This window comes from Rhodococcus sp. 15-2388-1-1a (genome assembly GCF_002259145.1).
Lineage (GTDB): Bacteria > Actinomycetota > Actinomycetes > Mycobacteriales > Mycobacteriaceae > Rhodococcoides.
This window is the reverse complement of the sequence record NZ_NPFP01000044.1, coordinates 18,092-33,225: the sequence shown is the minus strand read 5'-3', so window position 1 is coordinate 33,225 and position 15,134 is coordinate 18,092. Positions and strand designations below refer to the sequence as shown.

16 protein-coding genes and 1 rRNA gene are annotated in these 15,134 nt (G+C 63.4%); 2 read left to right on the top strand and 15 right to left on the bottom strand.

The genetic code is table 11. The features are described from left to right. Both CH302_RS24695 and CH302_RS24690 read right to left on the bottom strand, forming a co-directional pair. Positions 1-89: ribosomal RNA gene (locus tag CH302_RS24695) — 16S ribosomal RNA — on the bottom strand; the annotation flags it as partial. 564 nt (positions 90-653) lie between these two features. After that, a complete protein-coding gene (locus CH302_RS24690) occupies positions 654-1,349 on the bottom strand; it encodes a pyridoxamine 5'-phosphate oxidase family protein (protein ID WP_037193365.1) in 696 nt (231 codons plus the stop codon). A 99-nt stretch (positions 1,350-1,448) separates the two neighbouring features. Here CH302_RS24690 and pdxR point away from each other — a divergent pair, with 99 nt between their 5' ends. Further along, positions 1,449-2,846 (top strand): MocR-like pyridoxine biosynthesis transcription factor PdxR, encoded by a 1,398-nt coding sequence (pdxR, locus tag CH302_RS24685; protein ID WP_037193368.1) that lies wholly within the window; start codon positions 1,449-1,451, stop codon positions 2,844-2,846. Here the strand turns inward: pdxR and murA are convergent. After that, the gene (gene murA, locus CH302_RS24680) at positions 2,839-4,092 is read right to left on the bottom strand and encodes a UDP-N-acetylglucosamine 1-carboxyvinyltransferase (RefSeq protein ID WP_037193701.1); all 1,254 of its coding nucleotides are present in this window, start codon (positions 4,090-4,092) and stop codon (positions 2,839-2,841) included. The two genes, pdxR and murA, sit on opposite strands and share 8 nt — an antisense overlap. A gap of 54 nt (positions 4,093-4,146) precedes the next feature. Here murA and CH302_RS24675 point away from each other — a divergent pair, with 54 nt between their 5' ends. Beyond that, positions 4,147-4,749 (top strand): cob(I)yrinic acid a,c-diamide adenosyltransferase, encoded by a 603-nt coding sequence (locus CH302_RS24675; protein ID WP_037193370.1) that lies wholly within the window; start codon positions 4,147-4,149, stop codon positions 4,747-4,749. Here CH302_RS24675 and CH302_RS24670 read toward each other — a convergent pair whose 3' ends face one another. The 12 genes from CH302_RS24670 to CH302_RS24610 form a co-directional block, all read right to left on the bottom strand. Continuing rightward, positions 4,750-5,187, bottom strand: coding sequence for a DUF2550 domain-containing protein (locus CH302_RS24670; protein ID WP_037193375.1), 438 nt, complete (start codon positions 5,185-5,187; stop codon positions 4,750-4,752). It lies immediately after the preceding gene. A 29-nt stretch (positions 5,188-5,216) separates the two neighbouring features. Then, complete coding sequence (locus CH302_RS24665) at positions 5,217-5,576, bottom strand: F0F1 ATP synthase subunit epsilon (protein ID WP_037193376.1); 360 nt, start codon at positions 5,574-5,576, stop codon at positions 5,217-5,219. A gap of 30 nt (positions 5,577-5,606) precedes the next feature. Beyond that, positions 5,607-7,055, bottom strand: a complete 1,449-nt coding sequence (atpD, locus tag CH302_RS24660) for a F0F1 ATP synthase subunit beta (protein ID WP_037193378.1) — start codon at positions 7,053-7,055, stop codon at positions 5,607-5,609. A gap of 3 nt (positions 7,056-7,058) precedes the next feature. Continuing rightward, positions 7,059-8,030: a F0F1 ATP synthase subunit gamma gene (locus CH302_RS24655; protein WP_037193379.1), complete on the bottom strand. Its 972-nt coding sequence runs from the start codon at positions 8,028-8,030 to the stop codon at positions 7,059-7,061. A 52-nt stretch (positions 8,031-8,082) separates the two neighbouring features. Beyond that, on the bottom strand, positions 8,083-9,726 hold the full coding sequence (atpA, locus tag CH302_RS24650; protein ID WP_037193380.1) for a F0F1 ATP synthase subunit alpha: 1,644 nt from the start codon (positions 9,724-9,726) through the stop codon (positions 8,083-8,085). 88 nt (positions 9,727-9,814) lie between these two features. Continuing rightward, positions 9,815-10,642, bottom strand: a complete 828-nt coding sequence (locus CH302_RS24645; protein ID WP_037193383.1) for a F0F1 ATP synthase subunit delta — start codon at positions 10,640-10,642, stop codon at positions 9,815-9,817. An 8-nt stretch (positions 10,643-10,650) separates the two neighbouring features. Continuing rightward, complete coding sequence (locus CH302_RS24640; protein WP_032393521.1) at positions 10,651-11,211, bottom strand: F0F1 ATP synthase subunit B; 561 nt, start codon at positions 11,209-11,211, stop codon at positions 10,651-10,653. Between the two features lie 7 nt (positions 11,212-11,218). Beyond that, complete coding sequence (locus CH302_RS24635; RefSeq protein WP_027497904.1) at positions 11,219-11,458, bottom strand: ATP synthase F0 subunit C; 240 nt, start codon at positions 11,456-11,458, stop codon at positions 11,219-11,221. A 78-nt stretch (positions 11,459-11,536) separates the two neighbouring features. Continuing rightward, positions 11,537-12,262 (bottom strand): F0F1 ATP synthase subunit A, encoded by a 726-nt coding sequence (gene atpB, locus CH302_RS24630; RefSeq protein WP_032393520.1) that lies wholly within the window; start codon positions 12,260-12,262, stop codon positions 11,537-11,539. Positions 12,263-12,703: 441 nt separating this feature from the next. Then, positions 12,704-13,135 carry a hypothetical protein gene (locus tag CH302_RS24620; protein WP_052047885.1) on the bottom strand — a complete coding sequence of 144 codons (432 nt, stop codon included), beginning with the start codon at positions 13,133-13,135 and terminating at the stop codon, positions 12,704-12,706. 66 nt (positions 13,136-13,201) lie between these two features. Beyond that, complete coding sequence (locus tag CH302_RS24615; RefSeq protein ID WP_037193385.1) at positions 13,202-14,413, bottom strand: glycosyltransferase family 4 protein; 1,212 nt, start codon at positions 14,411-14,413, stop codon at positions 13,202-13,204. Between the two features lie 18 nt (positions 14,414-14,431). Continuing rightward, positions 14,432-15,094: an L-threonylcarbamoyladenylate synthase gene (locus tag CH302_RS24610; protein WP_037193386.1), complete on the bottom strand. Its 663-nt coding sequence runs from the start codon at positions 15,092-15,094 to the stop codon at positions 14,432-14,434. Positions 15,095-15,134: the final 40 nt, after the last annotated feature.

Sequence of the window (15,134 nt, the reverse complement as noted above, 5' to 3'; positions counted from 1 at the left end):
GTGTACCCCGAAAGGCCTTACCGCTCGACTTGCATGTGTTAAGCACGCCGCCAGCGTTCGTCCTGAGCCAGGATCAAACTCTCCGTAAAAGACTCTCGAAACAACAGCGCTCCCCCGAAAGGAAGAGCCGTGAATCAGTCATAAACATAAAGAGTCAAATCACTAGCAAAAAAACTCAACTAGCATTTTCAAACAACACCCGACAACAACCACCACAAGCGGATGGCTGATACATCGAATGCTTTCACCAAATAAATTCGGCACTGACATTCATCGACACACTGTTGAGTTCTCAAAGAACACGCACACACTCTCACCCCACGAACACACAGTCCGTCGGCCTCAAGGGCAACTGTTCCAGCCTATCCCAGCTTGGTCTCGGACACAAGGCCCGACTCTTGGGGGATAAAACCTGCCGAGCCACACGTCCAACCTCGTTCACCCAGTCCGTGAAGACCGGGTCGGTGTCCGTCGCTCTGACTCGACAAAAGTTACGCCACCAACCACACCAACGCAAATCGGCAGGTCGCCCGATGCTCTCGTGACATTCGCGCAGCTCGACGGCGACGCGTCAGGTCACCGCGACCGCAACACGCTGCAGGTTGCGCTTGTGATGCCAACCACAGCCCGAACTGCCACTGCTGCAACAGCGTTCACCCCCGCATCGCGTTCCGGCGCACATCGTCCACATGCTTCGGAACCGGGATTTCCGCCGCGAGGTCCGCGGCAGCTTCGGCGACGCCGAGTGCCTCCCACACCGGAACAACGCCGGCCCACACGTCGCCCCGTTCGATGTCGAGGTCGTCGTCGACCGGACCACCTGACCGCGATTTCACCGATGCCTCGTACATCGGAAGCGCCAGCACCGCGGTGGCAGCCAGCTCCTTCCGCGTATGCGAGCGCAGATGTGCGCTTCTTCCGGGGATCACCTGGTCGACGATCGTGTCCAATGCTCGAATCCGCTCGTCGGCGTCCACCACTCGACGAGGCCGTCCGACGACAACGGCACTTCGATAGTTCATCGAATGATGGAATGCCGATCGCGCAAGGACGAGACCGTCGACGACGGTCATGGTGACGCAGATGTCCTGCTCCGGAGCATCGATCATGCTGCGTGATGCCACGGATCCGTGCAGGTACAGCGTGCCTTCCCTGTCCGGGCCGGCCGGATCCACGCCGAACACCGTCGGCACGACGCGCGGAACTCCGGCCACGATCACGCCCATATGACAGATACGGGCGGCGCGCAGTACGTCCAGCAGCAATGTCCGTTCGAGACCGGCACGAGGCCTACCCCGCTTCACTACGGTTCGCGGCGTCGGGGAAAGAGGCACGTCGTGGACTGTCATGGTTTCAGGATCCGGTACGAGTGGCCTTGTGTCATGATCCAATCGAGTCGATTTTGTTCAGGCCACTTCGACGTGAATGACGAAGGAGACCGCTGGTCCATGCTCCCGATCACTCTGTCGATCACCATCGATCGCGCCGACGCTCGGACGCTGCCCGTCCAATTGGCCGATCGCATCCGATCCGCAATCGACGCCGGCGAGCTGAAGCCCGATTCTCGATTACCCAGTACCCGAGCACTTTCCGTCGATCTGGGCATTGCGCGTGCGGTCGTGGAGAAGGCCTACGAACAGCTTGTCGCAGAAGGTTGGCTCGATGCCCGACGCGGTTCGGGCAACTATGTCCGACACATCCCCCGTCCACCTCGATCGGTTGCGATGGCGTCGAGCGCACACACCACACCACGAACACCCCCGCGGATATCGCTCCGCCCGGGAATCCCATGGACTCCGCCCTCGGCATCCGATGCCTGGAAGCGCGCGTGGCGCGAGGTCGGCGGCACACCACCTCCCGGCGACTATCCCGATTCCGCCGGCACGCTCGAACTGAGGACTCGCGTCGCTGAGCTACTCCGCCGCGCACGCGGGCTGCACACCACACCGGCGTCGATCGTGATCACGACGGGCAGCGTTCACGGTCTCGATCTTGCCCTCGGTGCGCTTTCCGTCGCCGAATCGGTCGAACACGTTCTGGCACTGGAGAATCCAGGCTACAAATCCGCCGCTGCGCTCGCGACGCATCGCGGGTGGTCCTTGCACGACGTCCCCGTCGACCGCGATGGCCTGATCGTCGAACAACTCGACTCGACTCCCCCACGGACACCAGCCGTCTACGTCACGCCGTCGCATCAATATCCGACCGGCGCATTCATGCCGATCGGACGTCGACGCGCCTTGGCGGACTGGGCACGCAGCAACGATTCCATGATCATCGAGGATGACTACGACTCCGAATTCCGTTACGGCGTAGCGCCTTTGCCCACTGTGGCCGAGCTGGCACCCGACCGGACCGTGTACCTCGGCACCGTATCCAAGACCCTCGGTGCCGGGATCCGCCTCGGCTGGATGGTGGCGCCTCGGTCGATGGTCGACCGCATCTCGGCAACGCGCCGCGCGATCGGCGATCACCCATCGGTTCCCGTCCAGCATGCGATGACGTCCATGTTGCGCGACGGCGAATGGGACAGAGCCGTCCGAACGGCGCGCCGGCTCTATCGGACCCGCGACCGCCTGGTCGCCGCCGCGCTCTCCAGGTTCGGCGAGCTCCGCGGAGTCGGAGCCGGCCTCCACACGGTGTTGATACTCGATACCGCGTCGGCGCGCGACGTCGCTACTTCATGTGCCGCGAAGGGTGTGGACGTACCGACACTCGAACGCTCGACCCGCTCGCACACAGCCCGGGGTGGAATCGTCGTCGGATACGGTTCCGTCTCCGACGACGAATTGGACTATGCGATAAGCATATTGGTCGAGGCGCTGGAAGCCGTGCTTCTCAGCTGACCCGCTCGATGCTGCCACCCAATGCAGTCAGGTTCTCGACGAACCGCGGATAGCCGCGATCGATGTGGAACACGTCGTGCACCTCTGTCGTACCGTCGGCCACCAGTCCCGCGAGAACCAATCCGGCCCCGGCCCGGATATCGGAGGACCACACCGGCGCACTGGACAGCTGCGGGACACCGCGAACCACGGCGTGGTGGCCATCGGTACGCGCGTCGGCCCCGAGCCTGATCATCTCCTCGACGAACCGGAATCGAGCCTCGAAGACATTTTCGGTGATCATCGACGTGCCGTCGGCTACGGTCGCGAGTCCGATGGCCATCGGCTGCAGGTCGGTCGGAAACCCTGGATAAGGAAGCGTCGCGAAATTGACCGCGCGCGGTCGCTCGTGCTGCACGACGCGGAAGCCGTCGGGCTCGCTGGTGACCTCGGCGCCGGCGGACCTCAACTTGTCCAACACCAACGACAGGTGCTTGGGGTTCACACCACGCACTCGCACATCCCCACGAGTCATGGCAGCGGCGATTCCCCACGTCGCCGCGACGATGCGATCGCCGATCACTCGATGGGTCGTCGGCTTCAGCGCGCTCACGCCTCGAATGGTCAAGGTCGACGTGCCTGCACCTCGGACATCGGCGCCCATCTCGTTGAGCATGTTGCACACGTCGACGATGTCCGGCTCACGCGCGGCGTTGTCGATCACCGTCTCCCCGGTGGCGAGGACTGCGGCCATCAAGATGTTCTCGGTGGCACCGACGGACGGAAACGCCAGTCTGATGTTCGCGCCGCGCAATTCGTCTGCTTCCGCAACGACGCACCCGTGTTGGATCTCGCTGCGGGCCCCGAGCAACTGGAGACCGGACTGGTGCATGTCGAGGGGACGCGACCCGATCGCGTCACCACCCGGCAGTGCGACGACAGCTCTCTTGCACCGCGCAACCAGCGGCCCCAACACGCACACCGAAGCTCGGAACTGGCGAACTGCCGCGAAATCGGCGTGATACTTCGGCATGGCCGGAGTGGTGATGTGAACGACCGATCCCTCCAACTCGACCTCACAGCCGAGCCCACGCAGCACTTCTGCCATCAGTGGCACGTCCAGGATGTCGGGGCAGTTGGTGATCGTGCTGGTGCCCTCTGCCAGCAGCGCTGCAGCCATCAATTTGAGGACGCTGTTCTTCGCACCACCGACCGCCACCTCACCGACGAGGCGATTTCCACCGTTGACCAAAAAGCGTTCACTCACGTCGACAGCGTAGCCAGCGGGACCGGCCGACACCCGCGCGGTACCGTAGCGCGCATGGCCGTCCACCTCACCCGCATCTATACGAGAACCGGCGACGACGGGACCACCGGGCTGAGCGATTTCTCGAGGGTGTCCAAGAACGACGAACGACTCGTTGCCTACGCGGACTGCGACGAGACCAACGCGAGCCTCGGTGTGGTTCTCGCACTGGGCAATCCGCCCGAATCGGTGCATTCGGTGATCCGCACCATCCAGAGCGATCTGTTCGACGCGGGGGCCGATCTGTCGACTCCGGTCGTCGAGAATCCGCAGTACCCGCCTCTGCGCATCGATCAGAGCTACGTCGACCGCCTCGAAGGCTGGTGCGACGAGTTCAACGAGGATCTCCCCGCACTGACGTCGTTCATTCTGCCGGGCGGAACGCCGCTGGGAGCGTTGCTACACGTGTCGCGAACGGTGGCCCGACGGGCGGAGCGGTCGGCATGGGCTGCGGTGCACGCGAGCCCGGAGACCACGAGTGCATTGCCGGCGAAATACCTCAACCGACTCTCGGATCTACTGTTCATTCTCAGCCGCTACGCCAACCCCAAGGGCGACGTCCAGTGGGTTCCCGGGTCGAGCCGCACTTCGAGCGATCCGACTACCGACAACAGCTGATCAGGCAGCCGGTCGGCGGCGACGCGACCGACCGGAGGGACGAGATTCGACCCAGGACAGGAAAGCGGTCAACGCACTTCTGTCCAGGGCGATCTCGAAATACTTACCGTGGTCGGACAGTTCCAACACGGCGATGTCCGGTGTCATGATGTCGAACTCGGTGTCCCGTGGGGCTCGTCGATCACCCACGTGAATGTCCTGTCTACCCAGCCGATGATCGGGGCCGGGACGAAGACTCGACAGCTTGAAGAAAACGAGCGTGTTGTCGCCGTACCGAATGATGCCGTGACGCCAACCGGCCCCACCGTCCGTCGGCAATACCCGCATGATCGCGGCGGTCCCCCCGCGCCGTAGAACCATCAGACGGTACGCAAAAGCCGCGACGAGCCCTGCGAGCAGCACAACCAGAATGATCAGAACAATCAATCCGTAGTGCATCGCAGGTCTCGTCGCGGCTTCTCGTGAACCTAGGACCGCTCGACAGCGCGGACACGACCCTTGGCCACAGCAATGGCCTCGAGGTCGTCGCCGTTCTCTGCCACTACAGCCCGTGCCGCCTCGACATCGATGTCGTCGGCGAAATCGGCCGATTCTGCCAGCACGGTGACCGTCTTGCCGGTCACCGACAGGAACCCACCGTGGACGGCTGCGATGAGCTTCTCGCCATCCGTGGTGGTGATCGACACCGTGCCACCCTCGATCAACTGTCCGAGGACAGGCTCGTGGCCCAGCATGATGCCGATCTCACCTTCGGTGGTCTGAGCGCTGACGATGGTCGCGGTACCGGACCACAGCTTTTGCTCCACAGCGACCAGGGAGACCTCCATGCCGCTCTTCTCGGAAGAAGTCACGTCGGTCTACTTTCCGGCCATCTTCTTCGCGGCTGCCTCGACATCGTCGAGACCGCCACAGCTGTTGAAGGCCTGCTCGGGAAGGTGGTCGTACTCACCCTTGGTGACCTTGTCGAATGCCTCGATGGTGTCGGAGAGCGACACGACCGAACCGGCCTCGCCGGTGAACTTCTCGGCAACGATGAAGTTCTGGCCGAGGAACTTCTGGAGGCGGCGTGCGCGGCCGACCAGAACCTTGTCCTCTTCCTGGAGCTCGTCCATACCGAGGATGGCGATGATGTCCTGCAGCTCCTTGTACTTCTGCAGGATTCGCTTGACCTCGTTGGCGACGCGGAAGTGCTCCGCACCGACGATGCCGGGCTCGAGGATTCGCGAGGTCGAGCTCAGCGGGTCCACAGCGGGGTAGATACCCATCTGCGAAATCGGACGCGAGAGCTCGGTCGTCGCATCGAGGTGCGCGAACGTCGTGGCCGGGGCCGGGTCGGTGTAGTCGTCGGCGGGAACGTAGATCGCCTGCAGCGAGGTGATCGAGCGTCCACGGGTCGAGGTGATGCGCTCCTGGAGCTCACCCATCTCGTCCGCCAGCGTGGGCTGGTAACCGACGGCCGACGGCATACGACCGAGAAGGGTCGACACCTCCGAACCTGCCTGCGTGAAGCGGAAGATGTTGTCGATGAACAGAAGAACGTCCTGTCCCTGAACATCGCGGAAGTACTCCGCCATGGTCAGTGCCGACAACGCCACGCGCATACGCGTGCCGGGCGGCTCGTCCATCTGGCCGAAGACGAGGGCGGTGTCCTGGAGGACGCCCATCTCTTCCATCTCGAGGTGAAGGTCGGTGCCCTCACGGGTACGCTCGCCGACTCCTGCGAACACCGAGGTGCCCGAGAACTCGCGTGCGATACGAGTGATCATTTCCTGGATCAGAACGGTCTTGCCGACACCGGCACCACCGAACAGTCCGATCTTTCCGCCCTTGACGTACGGGGTCAGAAGGTCGATGACCTTGATGCCGGTCTCGAGGATCTCGGTCTTGCCCTCGAGCTGATCGAAGGCTGGTGGCTTGCGGTGGATGCCCCACTGCTCGCCGTCGCGGCCGAGTCCGGGGGTGTCCAGGCAGTCACCGAGGGCGTTGAACACGTGGCCCTTGACGACGTCACCGACGGGAACCGAGATCGGCTTGCCCGAGTCGACGACTGCAGTGCCGCGGACGAGTCCGTCGGTGGGCTGCATCGAGATGGTGCGAACCAAGTTGTCGCCGAGGTGCTGTGCGACCTCGAGCGTCAGGGTCTTGGCCACGGTCGGCAGAGTGATCTCTGCGTTGAGGGCGTTGAACAGTGCGGGAATCGAGCCGCGCGGGAACTCGACGTCCACAACGGGGCCGATGACCCGAACGACACGGCCGGACTGTGTGTCCGCTCCGCTCGCGTTCTCGTGGGCTACTGCTGCGGTCATTGCTTAGTCACTTCCTGCGCTGTCGGCCAACGCGTTGGCGCCACCGACGATTTCGCTGATTTCCTGGGTGATCTGGGCCTGCCGAGCCTGGTTGGCCTGACGGCTCAAGGTCTCGACCAATTCGTTCGCGTTGTCCGTCGCCGCCTTCATGGCGGTACGACGCGCCGCGGACTCCGACGCTGCTGCATCGAGCAACGACGCGTAGATCCTGGTGCTGATGTACTTGGGCAGCAGCGCCGAGAGCAGGGTTCCCGCTTCCGGCTCGAACTCGTACTGTGCCTGCACATCTGCGGTCGGCGAGTCGCTCAACGCGTCTGCACCCATCTCGAATTCCTCGTCGGTGTACGAGATCTCGAGCGGTGCCATACGGCGAACTTCGGGCTTCTGCGTGAGCATCGACACGAAGCGGGTGTAGACGATGTGCAACTCGTCCACGCCCTCGACGGTGCCTTCACCGTTGGGAGCGTCGACCTCGGTGCCCGAGCCGGCCATGAACAGCTCGACCAGGTGCCTACTGGCCTTGGCCGCGTCGGCGTATCCGGGCTCCTGAGAGAAGCCGGTCCAGGCACCCTTCACGTCCCGCTCACGGAATGTGTAGTAGCCCAGGCCTTTTGCGCCCAGAACGTAGATGACCGGATCCTTGCCCTCGGAACGGAGAAGCTGGAACAGCTCCTCCGTCTCCTTGAGCACGTTGGAGTTGTAGCCGCCGCACATACCGCGGTCGCTGGTCACGACCAGAACTGCGGCACGCTTGGGCTCGGGTCGCTCGTTGAGCAACGGGTGATCGAGCGAGCTCGATGCACTCGCCAACGCGGAGAGCACCTTGGTGATCTCTTCCGCATACGGCTTCGATGCGGCAACGCGGGCCTGAGCCTTGGTGATTCGCGATGTCGCGATCAACTCTTGTGCCTTGGTGATCTTCTTGGTCGAGTTGACCGACTTGATGCGGGAGCGAAGCTCGAGAATGCTTGCCATCTAGCTGTTCACGCTCCCTTCTGTGCTCGTCTTGTCACCTGTCATCGCAGGCCTACTTGCTGACTGTCTTGCGAGTGACGTTGACCTGTTCCTGGCTGACCTCGTCGGCGTTCAGGGTGTCTGCCTCGGCCTCGTTGACGACGCGGTTACCGTCCGAGTCGACGAATCCGGCCTTGAACTTCTCGGTCGCCTCGGTCAGCGCCTTCTGGTTGTCCTCGTCGAGGGCCTTGCCACCGGCGATGCTGTCGTAGACGCCGCTGGCGTTGCGGTGCAGATCCTCGAGCAGTTCGGTCTCGAAGCGACGCACGTCGCCGACGGGCACCGAGTCGTACGTACCCTGGCCGGCCAGCCAGATCGAGACGATCTGATCTTCGACGGCAACCGGGGCGTACTGATCCTGCTTGAGCAGCTCGACCAGACGTGCGCCACGCTCGAGCTGCGCCTTGGAGGCCGCGTCGAGGTCGGAAGCGAACGCCGAGAAGGCTTCCAGCTCGCGGAACTGAGCGAGCTCGAGGCGAAGAGATCCGGAGACCTTCTTCATGCCCTTGGTCTGTGCCGCGCCGCCGACTCGGGACACCGAGATGCCGACGTTGATAGCGGGACGGACGCCCTTGTTGAACAGGTCCGACTCCAGGAAGACCTGACCGTCGGTGATGGAGATGACGTTGGTCGGGATGTACGCCGAGACGTCGTTGGCCTTGGTCTCGATGATCGGCAGAGCCGTCAACGATCCGCCACCGAGCTCGTCGGACAGCTTCGCCGAACGCTCCAGCAGACGGGAGTGCAAGTAGAAGACGTCACCGGGGTATGCCTCGCGGCCCGGCGGACGACGCAGCAGCAGCGAGATGGCGCGGTACGCCTCGGCCTGCTTGGTCAGGTCGTCGAACACGATGAGGACGTGCTTGCCCTGGTACATCCAGTGCTGGCCGATGGCCGAGCCGGTGTACGGGGCGAGCCACTTGAAGCCGGCCGAATCGGACGCGGGAGCCGCGACGATGGTCGTGTATTCGAGTGCGCCCTGCTCTTCGAGTGCAGCCTTGACGCCTGCGATCGTGGAGCCCTTCTGGCCGATGGCGACGTAGATGCAGCGAACCTGCTTCTTCTCGTCACCGCTCTCCCAGTTGGCCTTCTGGTTCAGGATCGCGTCGATGCAGACCGCGGTCTTGCCGGTCTTGCGGTCGCCGATGATGAGCTGACGCTGGCCGCGGCCGATCGGGGTCATGGCGTCGATCGCCTTGATACCGGTCTGCAGCGGCTCCTCGACGGGCTGACGCTCGAGCACCGAGGCAGCCTGCAGTTCGAGGGCGCGGGTCTCGGAGGACTCGATGTCGCCGAGGCCGTCGATGGGCTTGCCCAGGGGGTCCACGACGCGACCGAGGTAGCCGTCGCCCACGGGGACCGACAGCACGTCTCCGGTGCGCTTGACTTCCTGGCCTTCTTCGATGTGCTCGTAGTCACCGAGGATGACGGCACCGATTTCGGTGGCATCCAGGTTCAGCGCGACACCGAGAACTCCGCCGGGGAATTCCAGGAGTTCGTTGGACATCGCCGACGGCAATCCGGACACGTGAGCGATTCCGTCGCTCGTGTCCGTAACCGTGCCGACCTCCTCGCGGGAAGACTCCGGTGAGTAGCTCGCGGTGAAGTTATCGATCGCGCTACGGATCTCGTCGGAGGAGATCGTCAGCTCCGCCATAGTGTTTCCTGCTCTTCCTTCAAATGATCGCGGGGTGAAATGTCTCGAAAGTCGAGACGCTTCTTCTCGTTACTGTGTCCGTGTCGGACTATTTGAGCGTCTTTCGCAATGCAGCGAGGCGGCCTGCCCCGCTACCGTCGATGACCTCGTCGCCGATACGAACGACAAGTCCGCTGAGCAGTTCGGTATCGACCTCTACATGCACCGTGACCTGCTTGCCGTACGTGCGGGTCAAGGTTGCCGTCAGCTTCTCGAGCTGACTGTCGCTCAGTGGGGCTGCGCTGCGGACGTGTGCAACCGCGCGGTCGCGCTGTTCGGCGGCCTGGTCGGCCAGTCCGTTCAGTACGTCGGCGGGAGCCGCCTTCCGTGGACGCGTCACAGCCTGAACTGCGAGCGCCTCGGTGACCGCGGTGACCTTGCCGTAGAGCAGGCGACCGAGCAGTTCACGCTTGGCCTGCGAAGGCTTCGAGCGATCCGACAGGGCCTGCTCGAGCTGAGGGTTGGCCGCCACGATCCGCCCCAGTCGGAACAGTTCGTCCTCGACCATGTCCAGCTGATCCTGATCGGCCGCGGCGCGAAGCAGAGCTTCACGTCCCAGCTCGACCAGCGAGTTCAGCAGGTCGCGAGCGGTGGACCAGCTTTCTCCGGCAGCGGCCTTGACGATCGTCGCCGTTGCACTCGACACCTGGCCGGAGAAGACCTCTCCGGCCAGATCGCTTCGCCGAACGCCCTCGACCGACGAATCGGCGAGAGCGGTACGCAACGTGCGCTGCGCGTCGAGAGTCTCGACGACGGCGAACAACTCGGCACCGGTCTGAGCAGCGACGGCTGTTGCCTCGCCTGCCGACGCGGACCCCAGAGCTTCGTGGGCAACCGACCGCGTGCGGGCGAGTGCCTCACGAGAAGTTGCGTACATGGTTCGACTCACTTTCCGGATGCGGAGTCCGCGGTGACGGAATCCAACTCGTTGAGGAAGCGATCGATCGAACTGGAACGCTTCGCGTCGTCGGACAGCTGCTCTCCGATGACCTTCTCAGCGAGTTCGACGGCCGTGCGTCCCAGATCTCCCCGAAGCTCGGTGACGATCTGCTGACGCTGAGCAACGAGCTGATTGTGACCTGCGGCCACGATCCGGTCGCTTTCTTCCTGCGCCTTTTCCTTCATCTCGGCGAGAATCGCCTGTCCCTGGGTGCGCGCTTCCTCACGGATCTGCGCGGCCTCGGAACGAGCGTCGGCCAGCTGAGCGTGGTACTGCTCGAGTGCAGCCTTGGCTTCTGCCTGTGCCTCTTCGGCCTTCTTGATTCCGCCTTCGATGAGCTCGGAACGCTCAGCGAGAACCTTGGTGAAGCGCGGCACCACGTACTTCCAGAAGAGGAAGCCGATTGCCGCGACACAGACGATCGACCAAACGATGTCGTAGGTTGCGGGCAGAAGAGGGTTGTATTCCTCCCCCTCCGCCGCCAGCAACGTAATCGCGTTTGTCATCGCGCTCTCAGAGAATGAAGCCGGCGACGAGGCCGATCAGGGCGAGGGACTCGGTGAATGCGATGCCGAGGAACATGGTGGTACGGAGCTGACCGGCCAGCTCGGGCTGACGAGCGGTTGCTTCCATGTTCTTGGCGACGACCAGGCCGAGGCCGATGCCACCACCGATCGCTGCGAGGCCGTAGCCGATGGCGCCGTATCCGTTTGCGGTGATTTCCTGCGCCTGGGCCAGAACTTCAAGGCTCATTGGGTTTTCCGTTCCCTTTCTTCGGTCCACATCCGGGTGTCGGAGGTGGCGGTGTAGCTGGTTCGGTCAGTTGGTCGGTCAGTGCGAGTCGGCGTGCAGCGACAGATCGATGTAGATCGCCGTGAGCAGCGCGAAAATGTAGGCCTGGAGGAAGATCACCAGCATCTCGAACATCGTGAACAAGAAGCCCATGATGAGCGAGGGTGCTGCGAAGATCTTCAGCCCGGCCGACGCCTCGAAGAGGAAGAACTGGGTCGCGCTGAAGAACAGCACGAGCATGATGTGGCCGGCCAGCATGTTGGCGAGCAGACGCACCGTCAGTGTGAACGGACGCAGTACGAAGTTCGAGACGAACTCCAGCGGGATCAGCAGCACGTGCATCGCAGGCGGAATGCCCGGGATGACGATGGTGCCCTTGACGAACTTCCCGACGCCGAACTTCTTGACACCTGCGTAGATGAACGCGACGTACGCAACCGCGGCGAGCACGATCGGTAGACCGATGCGGGCATTCGACGAGATGTTCAGAAACGGAATGACGGCGCTCGCGTTCACCGCGAACACAGTGAAGAAGATGGTCATGATGACGGGCAGGAACCGACGACCCTGTTCTTTACCGAGCACATCTTCTGCGACGTGGATCCGAACGAAATCGAGAGCGATCTCTCCGACGTTCTGAAGACCACGCGGAACGATCTTCGGGCTGCGGAGGGCAACCACCATGAAGATGATCAGAATCGCCGACATCAGGATGCGGATGAGCATCAGCCTGTCGAGCTCGAACGGGGTCCCCTCGAACAGCACCGCGGGAGGAAAGAAATCGGATAGTGACGGCGGACTGTATTCCGCAGCCAGGGTGGTGACGCTCAGCGGTCTCTCCCGTGTTCGGGCCGCAGCCGGGTAGCGACTGCGGTTCGATCGGACAATGACGATCTATCAAGTCGACGAAAATCGGCTCGCAATCGTCAGAGGCTGAGGCCCGGTCTTCATCGGCCAAGCGTCTGTCGGGTGTCGGCGACTCACGTCGACTCGGCAACTCTCAGGGCGGAACCTTACGTTGCCGAAGTCGATGACTCCGGGCCTACTGTAAGGAAGCTCACGCTGACTGCTACCTGCGGGGGTCCAGTCCAGGGAAAAAGTCTCTTTCGTCCCAGTCTTGCCCACCGCTTGATGCAAACTTTATCAACAGAACTACGACGTTGTGTAGGCGGCCCTCAGCTTAACCGATTACGACAGCTTGTCGTACTACAGATCGTCGGTCTTGGCCTCGCCGGGAACGCTGTCCACGTAGGCGACCTTCGTCTTGACGACCCCGAAGACCTCGGCGCCGAGCACGACGACGAGAGCTCCCAGGATGGTCAGCCCCAACGAGTAGCGGTTGTAGAAGTCGGCGTCCTTGAGTGCGACCAGCACGATCAGCGCGATGACCATCTTCACCAGCCAACCGCCGAGCAGCAGCGCTCCGACGGCCGAAGCAGGAAAACGGGTGGTGAGCGCAACCGACAGGGCCGTCGTGATGACAAAGCCGCCACCGATGGCCACGCCGATGAGCGATCCCCACAAGCCGGGCGTGCCGGCCGCGGCGACGGAGATTCCGACGCACACCACCGTCAGTACCACCAGTCCGATGAGTCCGTATCGAACTGCGGCGCGAAGCGGCGCGAATTGGTCGGGCATGGACTGAGGAGTGAAGGTCACAGTTGTCGAGGGTACCCAGGACGCGGCCGGGACCAGCGGACGGGATCAGCCGCCCCGTCGAGCGCTTCGCGGTTCCGAGCCATGCGATCGGTCCACCCTCAAGGTGGGTACAGCTGTCACGACCAGTGCGAACACCAGACCCGCTGCGACCAGGAGCACCACTATTCGGCGGTCCAACAGAGACGACCCGACTGCCCCGAAGGCGAGGACACCGACCCACAGGTAGATCACCAACACCACTCGGCGATGCGAATGTCCGATCTGCAGCAGCCGATGGTGCAGGTGCATCTTGTCGGGGCTGAAGGGACTCCGTCCGGCCCGGGTGCGGCGAATGACAGCCAGCAGCAGGTCCAGAATCGGGATGAGCATCACAGCGCCGACCAGCAGAAGCGGCGACAGTAGACCCAGCAGATCGCGCGGGCCGTACGCCGTCAGCGGGATCCGCCCGGACGCACTGGTCGAGATCGTGGCGAGCGTCAGACCGATGAGCATCGATCCCGAATCGCCCATGAAGATGCGAGCGGGTTGAAAGTTGTGTGGCAGAAACCCCAGGCACGCGCCCGCCAGCGCCGCTGCGATCAGCGCCGGTGGGTAGACGCCGACGTCTCCCCCCTGCTCCTGCAGCAACCCCACCGAGAAGATGCAGATCGCCACCGAGGAAATGAGCCCGAGGCCGGCCGCCAGCCCGTCCAGTCCGTCGACGAAGTTCATCGCATTGACGATCACGACGGTGATCAGCACGGTCACCAGTCCGGCTTGCAGTTGGTCGAGCACCAGGGTGCTACCCGGTTGACCGGGCTCGCCTCCCCACGGCTGGTAGAGCACGACCCAGCTGACACCCATGATGACGAGGACTCCGGCCGCCGTCACCTGGCCGACGAACTTGGTCAGCGCATCCAGACCCCACCGGTCGTCGATGACACCGACCAGCACGATCACGAAGCCGGCAACCAGCGCGGCCGGAATGTCGCGGTTGTAGGCGACGTCGAAACCCCGGGCGAGGGCAGGCAGCTGCGACGCGAACAGCAGGGCGGCGAGCATGCCCACGTAGATGCCCACTCCCCCGAGCCTCGGGGTGGCTTGAACGTGGACGTCACGATCGCGGGGAACGGCAACAGCACCGAACTTGATCGCCGCCACTCGGACTCCCCCGGTAGCAAAGAACGTGACGACAGCGGCGGTGAGAAAGACCAGCAGTAGCTCCCGAATGGGAACACCTGCCCCCAGATTCGACTGGGCCAGCAACTCGACACTCATGCGGCACGGACGGGCATGTCAGGACGCTCCCGGGACCAGGCTTTCGGCGGTGACACCGAGAACCTCGGCAATCTTCTCGGTGGGAATGGCACCGACCCGCAGAATTCGTGCTCGATCGCTCGTCAGATCGACGATGGTCGACGCCACCGCGTGATCGGCCGGTCCCCCGTCCAGGTAGACCGCGGCCGAGCCGCCGAGTTGATCCCGAGCCTCCGTGACGGTGGTGGCGGGTGGACTGCCGGAGATGTTGGCACTGGACACCGCGAGCGGGCCGACCTCGCGCAACAGCTCGAGCGCAACCGGGTGCAGCGGCATCCGCAACATCACGGTGCCCTGAGCATCGCCCAGATCCCAGGCCAGGGATGGAGCCTGCTGCACGACGATGCTCAGTGCACCGGGCCAGAAGGCGCGTATCAGGTCTCGGGTGCGTGGCCGGACACTCTGGACCAGGCCGTCGATGGTGTTCCACGAACCGACGAGCACGGGAACCGGCATATCGCGTCCCCTGCCCTTGGCCCGCAGCAGATCCGTGACAGCGCTGCCGTCGAATGCATCGGCGGCGATCCCGTACAGGGTGTCGGTCGGCATGACGACGAGTCGGCCGGACTTGAGGGCACCGCGGGCAGCGGTCAATCCGGCAGCGCGCGCGTCGGCTTCACGGCAGTCGTAGACGGTACTCACGGCACCTATCCTTCCACCTTCGATAACGAAGTGATGTCAG